We start from the raw sequence: 23,289 nt of genomic DNA on the forward strand, positions 1-23,289 counted from the left end.
GGTCAGCGGACGACGGTGTCCACGGTCGGCGGGTGGCCGTTCCAGGCGACGAACACCGAGTTGGCCTGGTCGCCCTTGGTGAAGTCCACCCGCAGCCACTGCGGGCCGTTCCAGACCTGCATCTGCCAGCCCGGGTCCGGTGTGGCGGAGACCAGCGAGGCGCTGTCGGTGCGCAGGTCGAGCGCCACCCGGCCGCCCGACACCGGGTAACTGCGCACCGAGGACGTGGTGGTGGCGACCGGCGCCGGGCGGCGCGAGGACGGCTGGGCGCTGGACGGCTGGGCACTGGACGGCGCGACGCCGTGCGGGGCGGCCGTCGAGGCCTGGGCGGACGTCGGCGCGGGCTGCTCCGGCCGGGGGTCGGACTGCGGCCGGGCCGTCGCGGTGGGCGTCGGCGCCGCCGCTCCGGTGGACGCCGGGGACGGCAGCGGCAGAGCCGTCGGCTGCTCGAACGCGGCGCCGGTCAGCACCGCGTGCACGCCGAACCAGGACAGCGCCACCGCCGCCCCGGTGGCCGCCGCCCAGGCGCCGAGCTGTACGAGTCCGTTCCGCATCGTCCGCACATCCTGCCGTATTCCGGGGCGCGGCAGGTGGGCACCCCTGCTGTTCAACAGGGAAGTTGCAGAAAGCCCGAGGGTCGCACCGGAACGGCCCGGGCCCGGCCCCGGCGGCCCGTCAGGAGTCCGCCGCGCCGTGCGTCCCTCCACCGGTTCCGACCCACCCGAGGTACAGACCACCGGAGGCCGATGGCGTACCGTGCAGGGCCATGGCAACAGTGCTCGTGGTCGAGGACGACCCCTTCGTACGCTCCGCCCTCATCCGGCACCTGGCCGACACCGGTCACGCGGTCCGCAGTGTGGGCACGGCACTTGAGGCTCTGCGCGAGGTCGCCCAGGTCGGCTGCGACCTGGTGATCCTCGACCTCGGCCTGCCCGATCTGGACGGCAGCGAGGCGCTGAAGATGATCCGCGGCCTGACCAACGTGCCGGTGATCATCTCGACCGCGCGGGACGACGAGGCCGAGATCGTCCGGCTGCTCAACGACGGCGCCGACGACTACCTGGTGAAGCCGTTCTCCGGCGAACACCTCAGCGCCCGGATGGCCGCCGTGCTGCGGCGGCTCGGCGGCGGCGCCGCACCGGTCGCCCAGGTGCTCAGGGTCGGCGGGCTCGCCATCGACCTCCAGCGCCGCGAGGCCTCCCTGGACGGCCGGCCGCTCGACCTGACCCGGCGTGAGTTCGACCTGCTGGCCTTCCTCGCCGCCCGCCCCGGCGTGGTCGTCCCGCGCAAGGAGATCCTGGCCGAGGTCTGGCGCCAGACCTACGGCGGCGACCAGACCATCGACGTCCACCTGTCCTGGCTGCGCCGCAAGCTCGGCGAGACCGCCTCCAACCCCCGCTACCTGCACACCGTGCGCGGCGTCGGCGTCCGGCTGGAGGCGCCCGGGCCGGGGCCCGCCGCCGCGGAGCGCCGGACATGAGGAGGTTCGGGCACTCGCTGCGCTGGGCCCTGATCAAGGCCGCCGTGGCCGGGACCACCATGGTCGCGCTGGCCTTCCTCATCCCGCTCGGGCTGATGGTCCAGCAGACCGCCCGGGACCGGGCGTTCACGGCGGCCGAGCGTCAGGCGGCGGCGCTCGGTCCGGCGCTCGCCATCACCACCGACCAGGACGCCATCGCCCGCGCGGTGGCCAGTACGGACGCCGGCGCGCAGGGGCGGATGGCGGTCCACCTGCCGCTGCCCCTGCCGCTGCCGGCAGGTGCGGGGGCGGGGGCGGGGGCGGGCGCCCCGGCCGCACCGGCTGCCGCTTCGCCGGGCGGCGCTTCGCCCGGCGCCGCTGCCTCGGGCGGCGCATCGCCCGCTGCCGTCGCAGCCGGTTCCGCCTCGCCCGGCGGGGTGGTCGGGACGCCGCCCGCCGCGACGGCGATGGTCGGGCCGGACGGCGGCGCGACCATCGGCGAGGCCCGCGCGCTGGCCGCCGACGTGGCCACCGCGGGCGGCCAGGGCCGCTCCTTCACCGTCGGGGTGCCCGGCGGCTTCGCGCTGCTCCAGCCGGTCGCCGTCGACACCGGCCGGACCGCCGTGGTCGAGGTGTTCGTCGCGGACGGCGACCTCACCCGGGGCGTCTCCACCGCCTGGCTGGTGCTCTCCGCGGTCGCACTCGCGCTGGTGGCCATCTCGGTGCTGGTCGCCGACCGGATGGGCGCGCGGATCGTCGCCTCCGCCCGGCGGCTGGCCGCCGCGGCCCGCTCGCTCGGGTCCGGCAACCTCGCCGTCCGGGTGCCGGTCGACGGCCGGGAGAGCGCCGGCAGCCCCGAGGAGCTCCGCGAGGCCGGCCACGCGTTCAACTCGATGGCCGACCGCGTCGTCCAGCTGCTCGCGGCGGAGCGGGAGCTGGCCGCCGACCTGTCGCACCGGCTGCGCACCCCGCTCACCGTGCTGCGGCTCAACGCCGCCTCGCTCGGCGAGGGCGACGCCGCCGACGCCACCCGGCACGCCGTCTCCCAACTGGAGCGCGAGGTCGACCAGATCATCCGTTCGGCCCGCCGCGCCCCCGAGGACGCGCCCGCCGTCACCGTCGGCTGCGACGCCGCCGAGGTGATCCGGGAGCGCGTCGGCTTCTGGTCCGCGCTCGCCGAGGACGAGGGCCGCCGCTGGCAGCTGGCCGGCGCCAACCGGCCCGCCCCGGTGCCGGTCCAGCGCGGCGACCTCGCCGCCGTCGTGGACGCGCTGCTCGGCAACGTGTTCCGGCACACCACCGTCGGCACGGCCTTCTCGGTGGACGTGCTGGCCACCGACAGCTCGTTCATCGTCCTGGTCGGCGACGCCGGTCCGGGCTTCACCGACCCCGAGTCGGCCCTCCAGCGCGGCCAGGGCCACGGCGGCGAGGGCTCCACCGGCCTCGGCCTGGACATCGTCCGCAAGCTCGCCGAGGCCACCGGCGGAGACCTCGCACTCGGCCGCTCCGCGGTGCTCGGCGGCGCCGAGATCCGGCTGCGACTCCAGGCCCGGCCCGACGGCGCGCCGGCCCGCGCCAGCCGTCGGCGCAGCCGCAGCGCGCTCTTCCAGCGGTGACCGGTGACCGGTGGGCGGTGGGCGGTGGCCGGTGCGCGGAAGGCGCAGGACGGGCCGGCCGGCGGGCGCCGCGGGACGGGCGGCCGGTGTGCCGTGCGCGGTGTGCGGCGGTGCTGGCGGCGGCGGGAGTGCCGGGTCCCACCCCTTCTTTCTTAAGCGGGCCCTAAGAGAGCTGTACCCCTCGCTCAGGGGGCCGTTTCCGGCCTTCCACCCCCGCTAGCGTCGTCCGCGCCGGTCACCCGACCGAGCCGGGGCACGCCGCCCGCAACGGGTCCACGGGACCCCTGCCCGGCCGCGGCGACCCCATTCGGCCCAGTTGCCACCTGCGGAGGTACGCCCACATGACGACCCAGCCCAACCGCCGCCCAGGCCGCCGCCGTCGCAGCCGCAAGGGCGTTGTCCTCGGGGCCTCGGCGGTCGCCGCCGCACTGGTCGCCGGTGGCGTCGTCGTCCTCGCTTCCTCGGCCAGCGCCGCCTCGCTCGGCGCCGTCTACAGCCGCACCAGCACCTGGGACGCCGGCTACACCGGCCAGTACCTGGTCAGCAACCCGGACGGCAGCGCGATCGAGAACTGGACGCTGACCTTCGACCTGCCGGCCGGGGCGAAGATCGACTCGCTCTGGAACGCCACCTTCAGCGCCGAGGGCCAGCACATCACCGTCAAGCCCGAGTCCTGGAACAAGCGGCTGGAGCCCGGCAAGAGCGTGGTGGTCGGCTTCGTCGCCCAGGGCGCCGGCGCCGCCCAGGCCGAGCCGGGCAACTGCCTGATCAACAACGTCTCCTGCAAGGCCGGGGACGGCACCGCGCCCACCCCCTCGGGCCGCCCGACCAGCACGCCCACCACCTCGCCGACCGCGACCACGGCGCCCACCGCGACGCCGACCGCGACCGCGACCGCCAAGCCCACCACGGCACCGCCGAGCCCGACCGCCACGGCCAAGCCCACCACCCCGGCGCCGACCGCGACCACCACCCCCGCGCCCACCCCGACCACGACCGGGGCCCCCGTCCCGGCCGCCGGCGCCGGCTTCGCCCCGTACGTCGACACCTCGCTCTACCCGCCGTACGACCTCGTCGCCACCGCCAAGGCCACCGGCGTCAAGAACTTCAACCTGGCCTTCGTCGTCTCCGGCGGCGGCTGCACCCCCAAGTGGGGCGGCGTCAGCGACCTCGCCGCCGACGCGGTGGCCGCCCAGATCGGCGCGCTGCGGGCGGCCGGCGGCGACGTCCGGGTCTCCTTCGGCGGCGCCAACGGCAGCGAGCTGGCCCTCGCCTGCTCCTCGGTGGCCGACCTCACGGCCGTCTACCAGAAGACCGTCGACGCCTTCGGCCTCACCAAGGTCGACTTCGACGTCGAGGGCGGCGCGATCAGCAACACCGCGGCCAACACCCGCCGCGCCCAGGCCATCGCCCAGCTGCAGAGGAACGCCGCCACCAAGGGCAAGGCCCTGGACGTCTCCTTCACCCTGCCCGCGCTGCCCTCCGGCCTGACCCAGGAGGGCGTCAACCTGGTCGCCGACGCCAAGAACAACGGTGTCGCGATCGGCGCGGTCAACATCATGGCGATGGACTTCGGCGACGGCGTCGCCCCCAACCCGCAGGGCCAGATGGGCAAGTACGCCATCGCCGCCGCCACCGCCACCCAGGCCCAGGTGAAGAGCGTGCTCGGCGTGGACGACGCCGCCGCCTGGCGCAAGGTCGCCGTCACCCCGATGATCGGCGTCAACGACGTGGCCAGCGAGATCTTCACCGTGGCCGACGCCAAGCAGCTCGCCGACTTCGCCACGAGCAAGCACCTGGCCTGGCTGGCGATGTGGTCCGGCACCCGCGACAAGGCCTGCGAGGGCGGCGCCAAGGCCTACGCCGACGCCAGCTGCAGCAGCATCGTCCAGCAGCCGCTGGACTTCACCCGGGCCCTCGGCGCCTACGCCGGCTGAGCCCACTCCCGGGGGTGCCCCACCCCTCCCGGGGACCCCGGCCGGCCCTGCTCCGCCCGCAACGGAGCAGGGCCGGCCGGGCCTGTTGCTCACTCTCCGTCACCGCCGCTGGCCGGGCCGGCCCGGCGGGCATCCGGTATCGTCGCTGGTTGGTCGAACGGTGGACGGAGCGAACAGTGACAGCGGTGCAAGACGAGCGCAGCACGGTGCAGACCGCACCCGACCCGGCGCCCGCCCCCCTGTCGGACCGCCTCGCGGCCGCCCTCGGCGCACCCGTACGGGCGCTGCGCGAGGCACCGCGTCGCCCGCTGCTGGCCGTCTCGGCCGTGGCGCTGCTGTCCCTGGTGGTCTACGCCGTGGTCCGGCACTTCGTCCACACCTCGATGGTCGACATGATCGTCTACCGGGCCGAGGGCGCCGCCGTGGCCGACGGCCGCGACCTCTACGCCCTGCGGGTCACCGAGTGGAACCTGCCCGCCACCTACCCGCCGTTCGCCGCGATGCTGTTCGTGCCGACGACCTGGTTCCCCGTCCCGGTCCTCCGGATCGTGATCACGCTCGGCAACCTCGGGCTGCTCGCGCTCCTCACCCATCTCTCCTTCAAGCTCGTCGGCTGGCCGCGCCGCGAACTGCGCGCCCTCGGCGTGATCCTGGTCACCGGCGCCGGGGTCTGGCTCGAACCCGTCTTCACCACACTGCGCTACGGCCAGATCAACCTCGCCCTGGCGTGCCTCATCCTCTGGGACCTCACCCGCCCGGACGGCCGCCGCAGCAAGGGCGTCGCGATCGGCATCGCCGCCGGCATCAAGCTCACCCCCGGACTGTTCGCCGTCTACCTGCTGCTCACCGGCCGGATCCGGGCCGCCTTCGTGGCCGGCTTCACCTTCCTCGGCACGTTCCTCGTCGGAGCGCTGGTGCTGCCCGACGCCACCTGGGGCTTCTGGACCAAGTACCTCTACGACTCCTCGCGGGTCGGCAAGACCCACATCGTCGACAACCAGTCGCTCCGGGGCGCCTTCGCCCGGCTGCTGCACACCAGCGACCCCGGGACCGTCGCCACCCTGGGCGCCGGCCTGGCCGCACTGGCCGGCCTCGCCATCGCCGCCTGGGCGGCCAGGAGCTCGCGCTGGCTTCCGCGCGCCGAGGCGTGGGGCGTCTGCTGCGCCGCCGTCACCGCGGTGCTGATCTCGCCGATCAGCTGGACCCACCACTGGGTCTGGTGCGTGCCCCTGCTCGTCCTGCTCGCCTGCGAGGCCTCGGTCGAGCGGGCCCGTCCGGCCGCCGTCCGCAAGGTGCGCTGGCGCGCCGCCTTCGGGGCGACGCTGGTCGCGTTCCTCTCCTTCGCGATGTGGGCCGCGAAGCCGCTGGGCGACCTCGTCCTGCACCTCTCGCCGCTCCGCCAGATCCCGACCTCCATCTACCCCCTGGTCGGGATCTGCTTCCTGCTCGCCGCCGCGCTACGGATATGGGCGCGCCGACGGGCCGCCGGCGCGCCGCTGGCCCTGCTGCCCGGGCAGCGGGCGGGCGGCGGCCGCCCGGGTCCCGCGCGCGACCATCAGCAGGCCCCCGCGGCCCGCTGAGTCGTCGGGGCCGGGCCGGGGCCCGGGGTGTGCCGGGTCGTCGTGGCCCGGTGGGTCCTGAGGTGTGCCGGCCGTCGTGGGCCGGTGGGCCGGTGGGATGCGCCGGGCCGGTGGAGCCGTGTCGCGCGACCAGGTCGCGCACTCACGCGAGCAGCTCGGCGAGCGAACCGTCCATGTCCAGTGCGGCCATCTCGCTGCCCGGCGGCACCAGCCGGTGAGCACGCTCCAGCCAGGCGGCCACCGCCGGCAGCGGCGCCTCCAGCAGCGCGTCCCCGGCCGGCGAGCTCAGCGCCATGCAGAGCACGCTGCGCCGCCCCGACCGGGTCGGCCAGATCCGCACGTCCCCCTGCCCGCACGGGCGGAAGGTGCCCTCCACCAGCAGCTCGCGGGCGAACACCCAGGTGACCGGCGAGCCGGTGTCCAGGTGGAAGGTGATTTGCACCGCGTACGGGTCGTGGCTGCCGTACGACAGCCGGGCCGGGACGGGGACGCTGTGCTCGGGGGAGAGCACCAGGTTGAGCTCCAGCTCGTGCTCCACCACGCTCGTCGGGCGTTCCATGATCGCTTCCTCTCTGCCTGCGGTTCGTGCCCGGTTCCGGGCCCTGTGACTTTGGAGAGCGCGGGCCGGGCGCGCTCTTACACACGTTTCCGGGATTTCTTCGGGGGAGTCCGCGGACCGCGGCGCAGAGCGGTGGGGCGCCGGGGGAACGGGCACGGGACCACCGCGGTGCGCCCTCGTCCCTACCCCGGCCGGGCCGGGGCTGTCCGGTGATTGGCCAAGTTCCAACCTCCGGGCTTCCGAGGTACTACCCTTTGTGACTGCCCGGCGACTGTCCGCCCATCCGGCGGTACCCTCGCGCGCGCCGACGGCGAAGCCACCCGTGCCGCCCGAGCCGCCGTCGTGAACCGCTCGCCGGGCGCGCCGCACGGCCCTGCGAGGAAAGAAGACCCCCATGACGGACCAGCCCTTCGCCGGCGGCGCGGACACGGCCGTCGATCCCGCACCGGGCTACTACCCCGACCCCTCCATCCCCGGCTTCGTCCGCTACTGGGGCGGCACGGCCTGGGTGCCCGGGACCAGCCGCCCCTCACCGGCGGAGGGCGAGGTGCTTCAGCCGCCCCGGTTCGTGGCCCGCCGCGGCGGGGCGGCGGGCGGTGCCGGCGGCGCGGGGGTCGGAGCACGGTACGTGCCGCCGCCGGCGGTGCCGGCCGGAATGGAGGAGGCGGAGGGAGGGGCGGCGCAGCCCGCCCCCGGGGGTGCCGCGGCTGTCGTGGAGCGGGCGCCGGAGCGAGTGCCGGAGCGGGTGCCGGAGCCGGCGTCCGACAAGGTGGCAGAGGTGGCGGAGGCCTCGTCCGGGGAGACCGGGCCGGTGTACCTGGACCAGACGGCGGGCGGCGCGTCGTTCACCTTCGGGCCGCAGCTGGCCGCCGGCGGGACGGTGTTCCGGCCGGAGGGCGCGGACGACGCAGCGGGCGCGGCGGGCGCGGCGGGTTGGGAGGCGGTGCGCGAGACGGTGCGCGAGGTCGGGCCGGCAGGCGAGGCGCAGGCCGGCTGGCAGGTCGACCCGCAGGCGCAGCGGGGGCTGATGGAGACCGGCGGCGCGCCGCGGTGGGTCTCCTGGGGCGTGCTGCCCGGGGCGGAGCAGTGGGCGGAGGCGTCCAGGGTTGAACCTTCCAGGATGGAGGCGTCCAGGGTCGAGGCGGTTCGGACGGAGGCGTTCGGGGCGGAGGCGTCCAGGGGTGAGGCGTCCAGGGGTGAGGTAGGCGCTTCGGTGGCCGGGCCGGCCGTGGCGGCCGAGGCCGCGGTGGATCCCGCGCCGGTGCCGGCGGCCGTGCGGGTCACCGTGCCGATGCCCGTTCCGGTGACGGGGCCGGTTGCGGGGCCGGAGCCGGAGCAGGAGTCGGCTCCCGGGTCGGCGGCGGACGTGGCGCCGGAGTCGGCTCCTGGGCCGGCGGTGGAGGTGGCGCCGGCGCCCGCTCGTGCCGCGGTGCCCGCTCGTGCCGCGGCCCCCGCCGCCCGTGCGGCGCGTCCGGTGCCCGGGCCGCGCCCGGCCACCCGTCGCCGCCCGGCCTCGCCGGTGCCGGCCGGGCTCGGGCGCCGGCTGGCCGCCCGGCTGGTGGACACCGCCGTCCTGGCCGTGGTCGCCACCGCCGCCGCCGTCCCGCTCGGCAACTCGGTCAGGACCCACCTGCAGGACAAGCTCGACCAAGCCCGGATGGCCAGCTCGCTCACCCGCCGCCAGGTCGACGTCTGGCTGGTGGACGGCGTGGTGGTCGGCAAGTTCGCCGTCCTGGTCGGCATCCTCGCCTTCGTCGGCCTGCTCTACGAGGTCCTGCCGACCGCCCGCACCGGCCAGACCTTCGGCAAGCGGCTGGCCCGGATCCGGGTCATCGACGCGGCTCCCTCGGCGGCCCGTGTCCGGCTGACCGTCGGACGCTCGCTCTGCCGATGGCTGGTCAGGAACGCCTCGGCGGTCCTGCTGCTCGGCCTCGTCTGGCCGGTGTTCGACCGTCCGGCCGGGCGCGGCTGGCACGACCGCGCGGCCCGCACCCGGGTCGTCCGGTCCTGACCCGGCCCGGCGGAGGTCTCCGGGCGAAACGGACTAAATATCCGAAGCTCGGAGAATGTGTGATGTTCTACTCGGGGGCATGAGCACCTACAATCCCTCAGGCCCCGACCCGGAAGGGGGCGGCCAGCCCTCCTTCGACAAGCAGCCCCCGCAGTCGGCCGGCGGCACGCCGGAAGGTGCGCCGTCAGACCCGTACGGAAACCCCCGGCCCGGCAGCCCCGACGACCGCCCCGGCGCGTACGGCGGCAACTACGGCGGCACCCCCGGCGGGTCGCCGTCCGGGCAGAGCCCCTACGGCCAGTCGCCGTACGACAAGCCGCCGTCCGGCTACGGCTCGCCGGGTGCCGGGCCCGTCCCCGGGATGCCGCCGCTCGGCAGTTGGCCCAGTCGGATCCTCGCCCAGCTGATCGACTACCTGCTGGTCCAGGCGGTCGCACTTCTCGTGGTGCTGCCCTTCGCCAGTCTCGGCGACCGCTCCGGCTCGGCCGGCGCGTTCTGGCTCGCCTGCGCGCTGTACCTGATCTACGACGGTGTGATGCTCAGCCGGGACGGCCAGACCCTCGGCAAGAAGGCTTTGAAGATCCGGGTCGCCATGCTGATCGACGGCAGCACGCCGACCCCGGCCGCCGCCTGGACCAGGTCCGCCGTCTTCATCCTCCCGGCGGTGGTCTGCTGCGCCGCCTTCTGGTGGGTGATCGACGGCCTGTTCGGCGTCTTCGACAAGCCGTACAGCCAGTGCATCCACGACAAGGCCGCGAAGACCGTGGTGGTCTCCACGGCCTGAGTGTCCGTGATCCCGGTGCCGCCCGGTGGCGCCTCAGCGCTGCCGGGCGTACTCGTGCCCGGCGGGAGCGGGAGCGGGAGCGGGAGCGGGGGTGGGCTCCGGCGCGGGGGTGGGGGCCGGTACGGGAGTTGGCGCGGGGGCCGGCTTTGGCGCGGGCGTCCCGCGCTGCGCGGTGGTGGACAGTGACAGCACCGTCACCAGCGTGCCGAGCGCGAGCGCGAACCCGACCAGCACCGTGACCGCCAGGACGCCCGTGGCGCCCGAGACGGCCAGCAGTGCCACGGTGGTGGCGACGACGGTGAAGGTGCCGAGGCAGATCTGAGCGGTGGTCGGGCGCGGCATGGCGTCGGTCCTTCGCACGTCGGGGGAAACGGGCGGGTGGTGCCGGTACCGAATGTTCCTACCCGGCAAGGGAGTTCGGTAAGTGCAGCCTAACCCGCCGGACCTGGGGCACGGGGGGCGCACGGGCTCACCGCGGGGTCGTGCGCCCCGCTCGGTACGGTGATCGTGACCGGACCGTTCACGCACTCAGGGGGAACCGCCGTGCCCGTCGCCGACTGGCCCACCACCGAGACCGAGGCGATCGCCGAACAGGAACGGCTGCGCCCGCTCGTCCAGCCGTACGGCCCCGGTCCCTCCGGCGCGCAGGACGACCGGCTGATCGCCGGTGTCGACGTCGCCTACGACGACGAACGGGACCTCGTCGTCGCCGCGGTGGTCCTCGACCTCGACGGCCTCGCCGTCGTCGAGGAGGCCACCGCCGTCGACCGCGTCGCCTTCCCCTACGTCCCCGGCCTGCTCGCCTTCCGCGAACTCCCCGCAGTCCTGGACGTCCTCGAACGGCTCACCCACGCCCCCGGTACCGTCGTCTGCGACGGTTACGGCCTCGCCCACCCGCGCCGCCTCGGCCTCGCCAGCCACCTCGGCGTGCTCACCGGCCTGCGCACCATCGGCGTCGCCAAGACCCCGTTCACCTTCGACCACCGCGAACCCGGCGCCCCCCGCGGCTCCTGGACCCCGCTCACCGACCCCGCCACCGGCGAGGAGGTCGGGCGCGCCGTCCGCACCCGGGCCGGCGTCAAACCCGTCTTCGTCTCCGTCGGCCACCGCATCGGCCTGACCGAAGCCGTCGACACCACCCTCGCCCTCGCCGGCCGGTACCGGCTGCCCGAGACCACCCGCCACGCCGACTCGCTCTGCCGCCGGGCCCTCGCCGCCCTGCAGAAGGGGACGTCCGCGAACTGACGGCTCGCCGGCCCGTCGGCGGTTCGGCCGAAGCGCCATACTCCCGGCCCGGAGCATGTGTTAGACATGTCTCTCCGGAAGCTGCGCAGAACAGTTGAACGGGACGGCTACACGGGGCAGCCGCCGAACGGCGGCCTCACAGGCAGCGGAACGACGGACGCAGGGGAGGCGCCGGAAGTGGCGACGGGGACCGGATCGACCGGCGGGGGCGGCCAGGGATACCGCGTCGAGGTCGATCAGCTGAGGGCGTTCGCCGCCCAGGTACGCGGACTGCTGGCCGAGTTCCAGCACCACGCCGACGGCACCACGGCCCACGGCCAGAGCGCCGTGGGCAAGAGCGCCCTCGGCACCTTCGCCGAGGCCACCGAGCTGCACGACCGCTACCAGACCATGCGGGACGGCCTGCGCGACGTCCTCAACCAGCTCCAGGACGCCGTCGACGACGCCCAGAAGAAGGCCGAACTCACCGCCACCAACTACGAGGAGCAGGAACACCGCACCTCGGGCAAGCTGAAGCTCGGCGACGACGGCTGGTCGGTCGCCAGCCCCTCCGCCACCAGCGCCGCCGCCTACGCCCAGACCGTCGCCCCGGCCCAGCACAGCGGCGGGAAGTCCGAGCGATGAGCGCCGCACGCCAACAGCCCCCGGAGAACGGAGACGGCCACCGATGAGCGGATCGGGCTACACCAAGTTCAACGACTACAGCCACGCCGAACTCCGGAAGATGGCCCAGGCCCTCAACCCCGGCGAGGTGATGGCCGCCAGCGACCCCTGGCGCCGCGCCGCCGACACCCTCAAGGCCATCCGCGCCACCCTCACCCGCGCCAGCACCGAGGCCGCCGTCAGTTGGGAAGGCAGCACCAGCGACGCCTTCCACAAGCGCATGCTCAACCTCGCCGCCACCATCAACAACGCGGCCTCCTACGCCAACGACGCCGCCAACACCCTCAAGCACCTGTCCGAGGCCATCGCCCAGGCCAAGCACGACATGCCCGAAGAGCCCAGCGGGTGGGAGCAGTTCACCGACGGAGTCGGTGACACGGTCTCCGCCGTCTTCGGCGGCGACGACGAGGACACGAAGACGGCGGTCGCGGAGCAGAAGAAGGCCGAAGCGGCGGCGGTCATGCAGACGCTGGCGATGCACTACCGTGTCGCGGCGCCGATGCTGAAGCCGCCGCCGCCAGTTCAGCCGCCTAAGGGCGAGAAGAGCCGTGGTGATCTCGACGACGCCACTTCGTCGGGCGATTCCACAGGGGAGGGCGCATTCAGCGCCATGATGGCCGGGGCTGGATACACCAGCACTGCTGCCGCTCCGAAGTCGAGTGGCAGCAGCAAGCCGTCGCTGTCTCAGCGTCCCGCTGCCCAGTCCGCGCCGAAGCGCTCGACGCCGGCCGGACCAGCCGCGCCGACCGATTCGGGAATCAAGGGCGGCACGGTGCATGCAGCGCCCAAGCCGCCGTCCGTCACGAACTACGGCCCCGGTACCGGGATCGACGGCACGACGGTCAATCCTTCCGGCACGCCTGGGACGAGTCCGCTGTCCACCAACCCCGCCAACCCGACCTCCAATCCCGGAACGCCCATCGGCCTCACGACGAGTGGCGATGGTGGCGGACCGGGTCCGACCGGAGGCGGGCCGATCATGGGTGGGCAGGCAGGGCAGGGAAACAACCCTGGCAAGGGCAGCGGGACTCAGAACAAGGACGTACTCGGCGGTACAGCAAGCGTCCCCGGCAAGGCCGCCGGACGCGGGGGTAAGGCGTTCGGCGCGGGAGAGGTGCTCGAAGGCGGTTTCGGGACTGGAGGCCGCGCCGTGGGGGCCCGTCCCGGAGGCGGCCTGTCGGGGCGGACCGGAGGCATTGTCGGCGGGGGCGCGCGGCCGGGCAGCGGATCCGGGGCGAAGCAGGCCTTCACCGAAGGCGGTTCCGGGCTCGGAGCCCGAGGTCGGGCCCGGGGAGAGCTGGGCGCGAATGCTGCGGGCGGTATGGCGCCCGGCATGCCGCTCACCGATGCCCAGCGGCGCAAGAAGGAGAAGGGTAAGGACGGCAAGCGGCCGGATTACCTCGTCGAGGACGAGGAGACCTGGGCGTCGGACAAGCCCGCCAACCCGAACGTGGTGGAATGAGCCCTGTCCGCTGGTGGACAGGCTGATGATCAGTCGTCCCGCAGGTCGGTGACCTGCGGGACGCTTTGTTGAGTGAGGTGACCAGGCTTGACGAGCAGCCGGCTTGTACGAGGTGCAGCTTCGTTGGCTGCTGGGGTCCTGCTTTGGGGAATCGCTGTGTCACCGGCAGCGGCGGACCAGGCTCGGGACTCTCAATGGGCACTAAAGACCTTCGAGGCGGAGACCAAGGTCTGGCCCATCAGCCAGGGCGAGGGCATCGTGGTCGCAGTGGTGGATGGTGGTGTCAGCCCTAATCACCAGGACATGATCGACCAGGTGCTTCCCGGTGCCGACTTCTCGGGCGGGAAGACGGATGGCAGGGACGACAAGACCGGGCATGGAACAGGCATGGCGAGCCTGATTGCTGCTCGTGGTCACGGACCCCAGGCAGGGGTGATGGGTCTGGCGCCGAAGGCGAAGATCCTTCCGGTGAAGATCAGAACCAACGATGAGTCTCCGGACCTCCAGCAGTCCGACATTGCGCTGGCTGTCAGATTCGCCGTTGATCACGGGGCGAAGGTCATCAATATGTCGATCGGCGGTTTCTCGCGATTCGACTCTCAAGCGCGTGCTGCGATCAGTTACGCGGTTTCGAAGGATGTCGTCCTTGTAGCAGCCACAGGAAACAGCGGGGACAAGTCGGGGTCCGTTGAATACCCGGCTGCCTTCCCTGGGGTCGTGGCAACGGCGGCAATCGACGAACATGGCAAAGCATGGGAGAGATCCACATTCGGTCCTGAAACCACGCTTGCGGCGCCGGGCGTGGAGGTGTACCAGGCCACGGCCAAGTCGGCATCGAGCTATGGCATCGGAAGGGGAACCTCTGATGCCACTGCTTATGTGTCCGCCACGGCGGCCCTCATTCGTTCGAAGTACCCCAATCTCTCCGCCGGGCAGGTCATCAACAGGATGATCAAGAGCGCGGCCCCTCCGTCGGACGGTTCGGCGGTCCCCGATGCTCATTACGGGTACGGGATCGTCGACCCTGCCAAGGCCCTGGCGCCGAATCCTGCCGTCGATAGCGGGCCGAGGGAGAACCCGTTGCTGAAGCGGGTTGAGTCTCAAGGCGCTCCGCCCGATGCGGCGCCGGAGTCCACCGACGAGGCCTCCGAGGCGCCGCCCGGGGTGCCCTCCGCGGGGGCGAAGGGCAATCCCGGGATCACCTACACGCTCATCGGCGCCGGGGTGCTGTTCGGGCTGGTGCTCGTCGCCGTCTGCGTGTCGTTGGTGGTGCGCGGGCGGCGCAAGCGGCGGGAGGCTGCGGCGGAGCCGGGTGGCACCGGCTACCCGTATCCGGTGCCACCGCCTTCCGGGCCGCCCGGGCAGCAGGGGTACGGCTACGCGCCGCCGCAGCAGCCTCCGGCGCCGCCGACGGGGAACCCGTATCAGTAGGCCTGCGTTTGGGCCGCCAGCCACTCGTCGCGCAGGGCGGCCATGTGCAGGACGTCGTGGAACTCGCCGGCCCAGTGGTGGGCCTGGCGGGCGCGGCCTTCGAGGACGAAGCCGGCCTTCTCGTAGGCGCGGGCGGCGCGTTCGTTGAAGGCCCAGACCTCCAGGTGGACGCGGTGGAGGCGGACCTCCTCGAAGGCGTGGCGGAGGAGGAGGCGGGTGGCCTCGGTGCCGATGCCGCGGCCGGTGCTGCCGGGGGTGAGGGCGATTCGGAAGCTCGCGGAGGCGTTGTCGCGGTCGAGGTCGTTGAGGGCGAGTTCGCCGAGGAACCGGCCGGTGGCGGGGTCCTCGACGGCGAGGTCGAGGCGGTCGGGCTGTTCGGCGCGGGTGGCGCACCAGGTGCGGATCTGGTCGTGGGTGAAGGTCTGGCGGGTGCCGGTGAGGCGGTTGGTCTCCTCGTCGGCGGTGAACCGCCACATGGGTTCGGTGTGGCGGGCGGCCAGGGGCACGAGGGTGATGGTGGGCCCGTGCAGGGTGGGCTTCTGGGCGAGCGCGGCGTCGTTGATCATGTCCGGGCGGCCTCAGAGCTTCCGGTGCATCACGTGCAGGCCGACGTAGCCCTTGGCGGGGTGGTGGAAGGCCTCGGGGACGGTGGCGAGGATCTCGAAGCCGAAGGTCTGCCAGAGCGCGACGGCGCGGTGGTTGGTCTCGACGACGGCGTTGAACTGCATGGCGCGGTAGCCGTCGGCGCGGGCCTGGTCGAGGACGTGGGCGCAGAGGGCGCGGGCGACGCCCCGGCCGGAGTGACGGGGGTCGACCATGAAGCCGGCGTTGGCGACGTGGGAGCCGCCGCCGGCCTGGTTGGGGTGGCTCTCGGCGGTGCCGAGGACGGTGCCGTCCTCGTCGACGGCGACGAAGGTGCGGCCGGGTGCGGGCTTGAACCAGAGGGCGCGGGCGCGTTCCTCGTCGGTGTCGCGGTCCCAGCTGTAGGTTTCGCCGGCGGCGATGATCTCGCGCAGGAAGGGCCAGATCGCCGGCCAGTCGTCGGGGGTGGCTTCGCGGATGAGCATGGTGTCCAGCATGGACCGGTGCGCCCCGGTCCGACCAGCGGTTTTGGCCGGGCGGATCTCCCTGCGGAGGGCCGGATCCTGCCGCTGCCGACCGGCTGGCAGCGGCGCCCCGGCCGGCCGTGGCGCCCCGGCCCGCGCCGGGCACACCGGGGACGCCGGGCACACCGGGTGGGCCGGGCTACTCGGCGACGGCGATCTGCTCGCGGTGGTGGGCGGGTGCGGTGAGCTCGTCGACCACCGCCACCGCGAGGTCGGCCTGGGCGATCCGCTCGCCGAGGACCTGTGGGCCGCCGGTCCGGTAGCGGCCGGTGCCGGGGGCGGCGCGGTCGAGGTCGAGGGGCGGGGTGACCACGACCCAGTCGAGGGCGGCGTCGGACTCCCGCAGCCGGTCCAGGGCGAGGGCGTGGCCGAGCGAGAAGGCGCGGTAGGCCTCGGGGAAGGCCGGGTCGTCGTGGACGGCGGTGCCGGGCGCGGTCTCCAGGGTGGTGGCGACACCGACGTGCACCAGCCGGCGGACCCGGGCCGTGTCGAGGCCGGCCACCAGCGCGTCGGCGGTGGCCCCGTAGAAGTCCGCGGAGGGGACGTCGGGCGTGTAGACGGTGGAGACGGCGGCGGTGTGCCCGTGTGCGGTGGCGGCGACGGCGGCCGGGTCGGTGACGTCGCAGCGCACGAGGCCGACGCCCTCGCCGGCGAGGTCCCGGTGGCGCTCGGGGTCGCGGACGGCGGCGGTGACCGCCAGCCCGCGCCGCCGGGCCTCGGTGACGACCGCGCGCCCGACCTGGCCGCCCGCGCCGAAGACGACGACGCCGCGGTCAACCTGCCTGGGGGTGCTGCTCATGGTGGTCTCCGTCCGCTCGCCGGGGGCGCTGTCGCCCGCCGTTGCGGTGACGGTAGACCGGGGGGCGCCGGTTACTTCAACGGTACCGGCGGGGGCCTGCGGGGACGGTGGGTCGGCTACGGTCGGGGCCATGCCGCAGACCGCGATCGAGCCCCTGTCACTGGAACCGTCGTCCCTCGCGCCCCGGCCTCTCGAACGCCCGCCCCTCGCACCCTTGCCGGCGGACTTCTTCGACCCGGACTGCCCGGTGCAGACGATGCCGGTGCTGGGCGGCAAGAAGTGGACCTGGAAACTGATGCGCTGTCTGGAGGGCGGTCCGCGCCGGTTCTCCGAGCTGCGGGTGCCGCTGGTGGGCATCACGGCGAAGGTGCTGGCCGAGACGCTCCGCGCGATGGAGCACGACGGGGTGGTGAGCCGGACCGAGTACGCCGAGAACCCGCCGCGGGTGGAGTACGCGCTGACACCGCTGGGCCGTTCGCTGCTGGGGCCGATGGACGCGGTCTGCGGGTGGAGCCGCGAGCACCTGGCCGCCCTGCTGGAGGCCCGCGAGGCGTACGAGCGGGACGAGCGGGAGGGGCGGGGCGGGGCCGACCGGGCCGACCGGGCCGACCGGGTCGACCGGGTCGACCGGGCCGAGCCGCGGCGCGCGGGCTGAGCGGCGCCGGGCTGGCAGCATTTCGGTGCCCGCTGGCGCTATGGCCGCTGGTGGGGGCCGCGTCCGGGCGGCCATCCTGGACGCATGACCACTCCTGAGAACACCCCCGCCCCCGCCACCGCCGCCGTCCCCGCCGCCACCACCGTCTCCGGCGACGCCATCGTCCCGGACACCAAGGACTGGACGTGGGTCCTGGAGCGCGCCTGCCCGGACTGCGGCCTGGACTCCGCGGCCGTGGCCCGCGAGGCCGTCCCCGGGCTGATCCGGGACAACGCCGGCGCCTGGGTGGCCGTGCTGGCCGGGGACGAGGAGGAGCTGCGCCGCCGCCCCCGTCCGGAGATCTGGTCGGACCTGGAGTACGCGTGCCATGTCCGGGACGTCTTCCGGCTGTTCCACTTCCGGCTGAACCTCATGCTTGACCAGGAGAACCCGGACTTCCCGAACTGGGACCAGGACGAGACGGCCGTCGCGGAGCGCTACGCGGAGCAGCTGCCGCAGGAGGTCTCGGTGGAGCTGGACGAGGCCGCGCAGGTCCTGGCGGACGCGTTCGAGAGGCTGGCCGCCGAGCAGTGGCAGCGCACCGGCAACCGCAGCGACGGCGCACGCTTCACCGTGGAGTCGTTCTCCCGCTACCTGGTCCACGACCCGGTCCACCACCTGTTCGACGTGACGGGCGAGCGGGTCTGATCCCGCCGGTCGAACGGCGGTGCGGGGGAGCGGGGTGCGACGGCCCGGCCGGGGTCACCAGCCGGAGGCCTCGCGGAGCATGGTGCGGCGGAGCCGGCCGGCCACGCTGGCGGTGTCGGTGCCGATGACGTCGGCGATCTCGGGGGCGGCGAGGCCGACGATGTAGTGCAGGATCGCCAGGTCGTCGTCGGCGGGGCGGCTGGGCCCGGCCGGGGGGTCGGCCCGGAGGGTGTGCTCGTTGACCGTCCCGCGCAGGATCTGCCAGGCGTTCGCGGTCGGATTGGAGCTTCCCAGCAACTCGCGCCACTGGACGGCGATTTCGGCGAACGCCTGCTGGACGGCGCCGGCCGCCTCGGTACTGTCCGGCAGCCAGACCCGGGCGTAGCTGAGGTAACGCGGCCGGTGGAGCTCGCAGAACGCCGCGAACTCCAGTGATACCGCAGGCGGTTCGCCGGGCCCCGGGGGAGGCTCGGCGGTGCTGTCATGACGGTTGGTCATCTCGGCTTCTCGGCAAGTGAGATGGGCTTCTGGCGGTCGATCATCCGTGCTCACTCTACGGTAGGCGCTCGGTGCGCTGGGTTACCAATCGGATTGAATGCCCGGAACGTGCCGCCGCTCGGCCGGTTCCAGCGGTGGCCGGGTGTGGGCCGACGGGCGGCGGGGTGGCGCGGGGCCGGTGGTGGGGGTGGTGCGCAGCGCTGCCAGGGTCGCGAGAGTGAAGATGTCATGGCCGGTCAGCGGGGGTGGCCGGCAGGGGCGGTGGAGCGGTTGATGGGCCACCGTAGGCGGTCCGGTGGCTCACGTCCACACCCGAGGCGTGAAGCCCCGCCCACGCCACCGGACGCGCGCGCGGCGGATGGGCGGCGGGCGCGGAGGCGGGCGTGCGGGTGGGTGGTGCGCTCCCGTGGACCGCGCGCGCCGGGGGTGGGCGAAGCAGGGTGTCCGGGGTGGGCGAAGCGGGGTGTCCGGGGTGGGGTGAAGCAGGGTCTCCGGGGTGGCGCAGGTGCGGGGCCGGGTGGCGGAGGTGAGGGGTGGAGGTGGCGGGGCGGGTCGTCCGGCGCCCGCCCCGTTCGCGCCCCTCGCGCCTGCCGCATGTGCGGACGGCCGGACGGGAAGGGTGCTATGACGATGCGTCAGCCGGACGTGCGGGTCTCCGAGGGGGAGGGCAGGTCGTCCGCCGCGGTGCTCCGTCCGAGCTGGGCGGGGAACGACTCGACGGCCCGCCGCCGGGCCAGTTCGGCCGCCCTCGCTGCCGTGACCGCCGTCGCCGCCGTGGCCGCCGCTGCACGGGCCGCGGCCGCCACGCTCTCGCCGCCCTCCCCGGGGTCCTCCACGGCACCCCTCGCGGCGCCTTCCCGGTGCCGCCGGACGGCCGCGTCGGCCACCCCGGTCCCGTCGGCCACCCCGGTCCCGTCGGCCGCGTCCGCCGGGCCGGTCCCGTCGCCGGCGTCGGTCCCGCCGCCTCCCCGCCCCCGGCCGGCGGCCGTGCGGGCGGCGTGCTCCTCGGCCGCCTGTCTCGCGGCCAGGTAGGCCTGGACGGCGGCCATCCCGTAGACGGGCTGGATCAGTTGGTGCCCCTTGAAGAAGGGTCTGGCCGGGGCGAATCCGGCGGCGACCACGAGGTCGCGGATCTCGGCTATCTCGGCTTCACTGCGGGCGGTGAAGCGGACCTCCCAGCCCTTCTTGTACGTATGGCCCTGTTCGCCGCTGCGGCGGGCCGGGTCCGGCCGGCGGACGTATCCGGGCAGGCGGCCGAGGCGGAGCTGGGCCGCGCGGAGGCCGGCGGTCTCGTCACGTGACATGAACTAAGGGTAGGCAATCCAGGGAGCGGGAGTGACGCCCGGCGGCGCTTCGGCGTATGCCCTTGGTCACTCTCGGTCAGAAACCCTGGTCGTTGACCGGCCACGGCCAGCGGCGGCAACCGCGTGACCTCCCATTACTCCAAATGGGTGAGGGTATGGGGACTTTAGTGCGGGCTGATCCCGGTTTCGCGACGGTTGGGTAACAGTGCGTCAGGCGACCGATGAGCGGTCCGGGCTGTTGGGGATGGTGTCGGCATGAGCTACCGGATTCCCTCGCCGCCGCCGTCCCTGGAGGAACTGGCGAAGCGTCAGCAGAACGTCATCACCGCCAGCCAGCTGCGCGCCCGGGGCGTGCCGGGCCGGGTCGTCAGTGAGCACTGCCGCCGCGGCGGGCCCTGGCAGCGCCTGCTGCCCAGGGTCTACCTGCTGCAGTCCGGCGAGCCCACCCCCGAGCAGCGGATGTGGGCCGCACTGCTGTACGCGGCGCAGAACGGCCGGGAGGAGGGCCGCCGGGAGGGCGCGGTGATCACCGGCACCGCCGCGCTCGCGCTGTACGGCTTCGCCGCGGTGCCCCGGCTCCCGGCGGTCACCGGGGTGGATGTGCTGGTGCCCCGTCAGCGCCGACTGAAGGACGCCGGCGAGGTCCGGATCCGGCGTACCGAACGGGAGTTGGTGGCCCGCTCGGTGCACGGGCTGGCCTGTGCGCCGGTCGCCCGGGCGGTCGCGGACGCGGTGCGCGAGTGGACGGCCGAGGGCGCGGCGGAGTCCGGCGACGGCGCCGCGCTGCCCGTCCGCGAGGTGCTCCGGGAGGCCCTGGGCCGGGCTGGCGCCCGGGTGCGCCGGTCCGAGGCCCGCTGCACCCTCCGGGAGCTGGTCGCCGAGCTGACCGAGTCCGGGCTGGCCGCCGACCTGCGGGTGCGGCCCGCGCTGGACGAGCTGCTGGCCGAGGAGCGGGACGCCGCACTGGCGCGGATCGGCGAGCTGGTGGACGAGTGGCTGCTGCCCGTCCCGCTGGCCGGCCCGGAGCTGCGGATGCGCGGCGGCACCTACATCGCCGTGCCGGACCTGTACTGGCCGCAGGCCGGCGTGGCGGTGGAGGTCGACTCGGAGCTGCGCTGCGTCAGCGAGGGCGAGGCCGCCTGGGTGCGCGGCGGCCAGCACCGGATGGAGTACCTGGGGATCCGGGTGGTCTACCTCTCCGGTGCCCGGCTGGCCACCGAGCCGGACGCGGTCGGCGCCGAACTGCGCGAGGCCTTCCGGCAGGGCGGCACCGACGTGGTGGAACTGCTGCTCGGCGAGGGCTGACCCGGCTCAGCCGTGAACGGTCGGCGTGCCGACCAGCTCGACCCCGGCCGCCCGCAGCTCCTCCAGCGCGGCGGCGGTGGTCCCGGGCGCCACGCCCGCCGTCAGGTCCAGCAGGACGCGGGTGGTGAAGCCCGCCCGGGCCGCGTCCAGCGCGGTGGCCTTGACGCAGTGGTCGGTGGCCAGGCCGACCACGTCCACCTCGGTGACCTGGCGCTCGCGCAGCCAGTCGACCGGCCCGCGGTTGTTCTCGTCCAGCCCCTCGAACCCGCTGTACGCCGCCGCGTAGGCACCCTTGTCGAAGACCGCCTCGATGGCGCCGGAGGTGACGGAGGGCGCGAAGTTGGGGTGGAAGCCCACCCCCTCGGTGCCCGCCACGCAGTGCACCGGCCAGCTGTTGACGTAGTCCGGGTCGTCGGAGAAGTGGTCGCCCGGGTCGATGTGGTTGTCGCGGGTGGCGAGGACGTGCTGGTACCCGGGGCGGCCCTCGGCGATCAGGTCGGTGATCGCGGCGGCCACCTCGGCCCCGCCGGCGACGGCCAGACTGCCGCCCTCGCAGAAGTCGTTCTGCACGTCGACGACGATCAGTGCCCGGTGCATGGCTCGCATCCTCGGTTGTGGGGGGACGGCGCGCTGGTTCTGTGCGCCTCCGGTGGGAACTCTACGGTCGACTGTAGGCAGTGGCACCCGGGGGCGGAAGGCCCGGGGAGCACCCTGGCCCCGCCCCGCGCTCCGCCGCCCGCTGTCACAGCATCAGTTCGGTCGGCAGGACCGGGTCGCCCTTGGAGAGCTGGGTGGCCGAGAGCGGCAGTCCCGCGCGGGCCCGGACGTGGCGTTCGCGGGCCGCGCCCAGCGGCTCCCGGCCGACCACCTCGCCGGCCAGCACCAGCGGCACCTGGAGCAGGTGCGGCTCCAGGTCGGCCGGGACGGCGCCGGTGCCGACCACCTCGGCCTCGGCCACGCCGTCCGCGTCGGGCCGCCGGGCCGCCCACTTGCGGCCGCCGATGCTGGTCTTGCCGCCGGCCGCGCGCTTGGCGACCGGCACCAGCGGGCCGTCCGGCGAAGCGGCCCGGGCGACCAGCTTGTAGACCATCGCGCAGGTCGGGTGGCCGCTGCCGGTGACCAGGCTGGTGCCGACGCCGTAGCCGTCCACCGGGGCGGCCGCCAGGGCGGCGATCGCGTACTCGTCGAGGTCCGAGGTGACGATGATCTTCGTGTCGCGGGCGCCGAGCTCGTCCAGCTGGCGGCGGACCCGGTGGGCCAGCAGGGTGAGGTCGCCGGAGTCGATCCGCACCGCGCCCAGCTCGGTCCCGGCCACCTCGACGGCGGTGCGGACGGCCTCGCGCAGGTCGTAGGTGTCGACCAGCAGCGTCGTGCCCTTGCCCATCGAGGCGATCTGCGCCCGGAACGCGTCCCGCTCGCTGTCGTGCACCAGCGTGAAGGCGTGCGCGGCGGTGCCGGTGGTGGGGATGCCGTGGGTGAAGCCGGCCTCCAGGTCGGAGGTGGCCGCGAAGCCGGCCACGTACGCGGCCCGGGCGGCCGAGACGGCGGCCTGCTCGTGGGCGCGCCGGGCGCCCATCTCGATCACCGGGCGCCCGCCGGCGGCGGAGGTCATCCGGGAGGCGGCGGCGGCGATCGCCGAGTCGTGGTTGAGGATCGACAGGATCACCGTCTCCAGGATCACCGCCTCGGCGAAGGTGCCCTCGACGGTCAGCAGCGGCGAGCCGGGGAAGTACGCCTCGCCCTCCGGGTAGCCGTGGATGTCGCCGGTGAAGCGGTAGTCGGCCAGGAAGCGCAGGGTGTCGGCGTCGACCACGTCCTGGGCGGCCAGCCAGTCGAGCTGCGCCGCGGTGAAGCGGAAGTTCTCGACCGCGTCCAGGACCCGGCCGGTGCCGGCCATCACGCCGTAGCGGCGTCCGCTCGGCAGGCGGCGGGTGAACACCTCGAACACGGAGCGGCGGTGCGCGGCCCCGCTCTGCAGGGCGGCCTGCAGCATGGTGAGCTCGTAGCGGTCGGTGAGGAGCGCGGTCGAACCGGCCGCGCGCACTGAAGTGGCGTCCATGGGGATGATGCTACTACCACTTAGCGTCAGATTGACGATTTCTCGTGGGGGGTGTTCGCGAAGGCGTGGGGCGGAATCGCCCGGAGGTCCCCCGGATGGCAGCATGGGGGCTGAAAGGTGCAGGTACCG

At 74.2% G+C, this 23,289-nt stretch carries 23 protein-coding genes; 13 read left to right on the forward strand and 10 right to left on the reverse strand.

All coding sequences use genetic code 11. The annotated features are described in order from the left end of the window. Positions 1–2: 2 nt before the first annotated feature. The gene (locus tag J5Y04_RS33150; protein WP_209416101.1) at positions 3–554 is read right to left on the reverse strand and encodes a hypothetical protein; all 552 of its coding nucleotides are present in this window, start codon (positions 552–554) and stop codon (positions 3–5) included. 212 nt (positions 555–766) lie between these two features. On the opposite strand from J5Y04_RS33150, the gene J5Y04_RS33155 reads away from it, so the two are divergent. The 4 genes from J5Y04_RS33155 to J5Y04_RS33170 all read left to right on the forward strand — a co-directional run bounded on the left by J5Y04_RS33155 (position 767) and on the right by J5Y04_RS33170 (position 6,592). Next, positions 767–1,480, forward strand: a complete 714-nt coding sequence (locus J5Y04_RS33155; RefSeq protein ID WP_209416102.1) for a response regulator transcription factor — start codon at positions 767–769, stop codon at positions 1,478–1,480. After that, a complete protein-coding gene (locus tag J5Y04_RS33160; RefSeq protein ID WP_245205920.1) occupies positions 1,477–3,075 on the forward strand; it encodes a HAMP domain-containing sensor histidine kinase in 1,599 nt (532 codons plus the stop codon). The genes J5Y04_RS33155 and J5Y04_RS33160 overlap by 4 nt, the downstream gene beginning before the upstream one ends. A gap of 341 nt (positions 3,076–3,416) precedes the next feature. Beyond that, positions 3,417–5,012, forward strand: coding sequence for a cellulose binding domain-containing protein (locus J5Y04_RS33165; protein ID WP_209416103.1), 1,596 nt, complete (start codon positions 3,417–3,419; stop codon positions 5,010–5,012). A 176-nt stretch (positions 5,013–5,188) separates the two neighbouring features. Next, positions 5,189–6,592 (forward strand): glycosyltransferase 87 family protein, encoded by a 1,404-nt coding sequence (locus J5Y04_RS33170; RefSeq protein ID WP_209416104.1) that lies wholly within the window; start codon positions 5,189–5,191, stop codon positions 6,590–6,592. Positions 6,593–6,734: 142 nt separating this feature from the next. On the opposite strand, the gene J5Y04_RS33175 is transcribed toward J5Y04_RS33170, so the two are convergent. Further along, positions 6,735–7,151, reverse strand: a complete 417-nt coding sequence (locus tag J5Y04_RS33175; protein WP_209416105.1) for an SsgA family sporulation/cell division regulator — start codon at positions 7,149–7,151, stop codon at positions 6,735–6,737. Between the two features lie 394 nt (positions 7,152–7,545). Between J5Y04_RS33175 and J5Y04_RS33180 the strand changes: the two genes are divergently transcribed. After that, the gene (locus J5Y04_RS33180; RefSeq protein ID WP_209416106.1) at positions 7,546–9,162 is read left to right on the forward strand and encodes an RDD family protein; all 1,617 of its coding nucleotides are present in this window, start codon (positions 7,546–7,548) and stop codon (positions 9,160–9,162) included. 79 nt (positions 9,163–9,241) lie between these two features. Beyond that, positions 9,242–9,946 carry an RDD family protein gene (locus J5Y04_RS33185; RefSeq protein WP_209416107.1) on the forward strand — a complete coding sequence of 235 codons (705 nt, stop codon included), beginning with the start codon at positions 9,242–9,244 and terminating at the stop codon, positions 9,944–9,946. Positions 9,947–9,979: 33 nt separating this feature from the next. On the opposite strand, the gene J5Y04_RS33190 is transcribed toward J5Y04_RS33185, so the two are convergent. Beyond that, complete coding sequence (locus tag J5Y04_RS33190; RefSeq protein ID WP_209416108.1) at positions 9,980–10,288, reverse strand: hypothetical protein; 309 nt, start codon at positions 10,286–10,288, stop codon at positions 9,980–9,982. A gap of 201 nt (positions 10,289–10,489) precedes the next feature. On the opposite strand from J5Y04_RS33190, the gene J5Y04_RS33195 reads away from it, so the two are divergent. From J5Y04_RS33195 to mycP, 4 genes are all read left to right on the forward strand, one after another. Further along, complete coding sequence (locus J5Y04_RS33195; protein WP_307853422.1) at positions 10,490–11,191, forward strand: endonuclease V; 702 nt, start codon at positions 10,490–10,492, stop codon at positions 11,189–11,191. Positions 11,192–11,368: 177 nt separating this feature from the next. Next, positions 11,369–11,815, forward strand: a complete 447-nt coding sequence (locus J5Y04_RS33200) for a hypothetical protein (RefSeq protein ID WP_209416110.1) — start codon at positions 11,369–11,371, stop codon at positions 11,813–11,815. A 43-nt stretch (positions 11,816–11,858) separates the two neighbouring features. After that, complete coding sequence (locus tag J5Y04_RS43045) at positions 11,859–13,316, forward strand: WXG100 family type VII secretion target (protein ID WP_256463601.1); 1,458 nt, start codon at positions 11,859–11,861, stop codon at positions 13,314–13,316. Between the two features lie 156 nt (positions 13,317–13,472). Next, entirely contained in the window at positions 13,473–14,747 is a 1,275-nt protein-coding gene (gene mycP / locus J5Y04_RS33210) for a type VII secretion-associated serine protease mycosin (protein ID WP_209416111.1), read from the forward strand. Here mycP and J5Y04_RS33215 read toward each other — a convergent pair. From J5Y04_RS33215 to J5Y04_RS33225, 3 genes are all read right to left on the reverse strand, one after another. Continuing rightward, entirely contained in the window at positions 14,741–15,313 is a 573-nt protein-coding gene (locus tag J5Y04_RS33215; protein WP_209416112.1) for a GNAT family N-acetyltransferase, read from the reverse strand. The genes mycP and J5Y04_RS33215 overlap by 7 nt on opposite strands. A 12-nt stretch (positions 15,314–15,325) precedes the next feature. Continuing rightward, positions 15,326–15,814 carry a GNAT family N-acetyltransferase gene (locus J5Y04_RS33220; protein WP_209416113.1) on the reverse strand — a complete coding sequence of 163 codons (489 nt, stop codon included), beginning with the start codon at positions 15,812–15,814 and terminating at the stop codon, positions 15,326–15,328. 178 nt (positions 15,815–15,992) lie between these two features. Then, entirely contained in the window at positions 15,993–16,652 is a 660-nt protein-coding gene (locus tag J5Y04_RS33225) for an NAD(P)-dependent oxidoreductase (RefSeq protein ID WP_209416114.1), read from the reverse strand. Between the two features lie 130 nt (positions 16,653–16,782). Between J5Y04_RS33225 and J5Y04_RS33230 the strand changes: the two genes are divergently transcribed. Both J5Y04_RS33230 and J5Y04_RS33235 read left to right on the forward strand, forming a co-directional pair. Then, on the forward strand, positions 16,783–17,307 hold the full coding sequence (locus J5Y04_RS33230) for a helix-turn-helix domain-containing protein (RefSeq protein ID WP_307853424.1): 525 nt from the start codon (positions 16,783–16,785) through the stop codon (positions 17,305–17,307). Between the two features lie 84 nt (positions 17,308–17,391). Next, on the forward strand, positions 17,392–17,994 hold the full coding sequence (locus J5Y04_RS33235; RefSeq protein ID WP_209416115.1) for a DinB family protein: 603 nt from the start codon (positions 17,392–17,394) through the stop codon (positions 17,992–17,994). Positions 17,995–18,048: 54 nt separating this feature from the next. Here J5Y04_RS33235 and J5Y04_RS33240 read toward each other — a convergent pair whose 3' ends face one another. Then, positions 18,049–18,492: a hypothetical protein gene (locus J5Y04_RS33240; protein WP_209416116.1), complete on the reverse strand. Its 444-nt coding sequence runs from the start codon at positions 18,490–18,492 to the stop codon at positions 18,049–18,051. Between the two features lie 635 nt (positions 18,493–19,127). Further along, the gene (locus J5Y04_RS33245) at positions 19,128–19,796 is read right to left on the reverse strand and encodes a hypothetical protein (protein ID WP_209416117.1); all 669 of its coding nucleotides are present in this window, start codon (positions 19,794–19,796) and stop codon (positions 19,128–19,130) included. 255 nt (positions 19,797–20,051) lie between these two features. On the opposite strand from J5Y04_RS33245, the gene J5Y04_RS33250 reads away from it, so the two are divergent. Beyond that, positions 20,052–21,101 carry a hypothetical protein gene (locus J5Y04_RS33250; protein WP_209416118.1) on the forward strand — a complete coding sequence of 350 codons (1,050 nt, stop codon included), beginning with the start codon at positions 20,052–20,054 and terminating at the stop codon, positions 21,099–21,101. Positions 21,102–21,107: 6 nt separating this feature from the next. Here J5Y04_RS33250 and J5Y04_RS33255 read toward each other — a convergent pair whose 3' ends face one another. Together J5Y04_RS33255 and J5Y04_RS33260 are read right to left on the reverse strand one after the other, a co-directional pair. Continuing rightward, on the reverse strand, positions 21,108–21,698 hold the full coding sequence (locus tag J5Y04_RS33255) for an isochorismatase family protein (protein ID WP_209416119.1): 591 nt from the start codon (positions 21,696–21,698) through the stop codon (positions 21,108–21,110). Between the two features lie 145 nt (positions 21,699–21,843). Continuing rightward, on the reverse strand, positions 21,844–23,160 hold the full coding sequence (locus J5Y04_RS33260; protein WP_209416120.1) for a nicotinate phosphoribosyltransferase: 1,317 nt from the start codon (positions 23,158–23,160) through the stop codon (positions 21,844–21,846). Positions 23,161–23,289 lie beyond the last annotated feature (129 nt).

It is taken from the genome of Kitasatospora sp. RG8, from assembly GCF_017813315.1.
In the GTDB taxonomy this organism is placed as follows: Bacteria; Actinomycetota; Actinomycetes; order Streptomycetales; family Streptomycetaceae; genus Kitasatospora.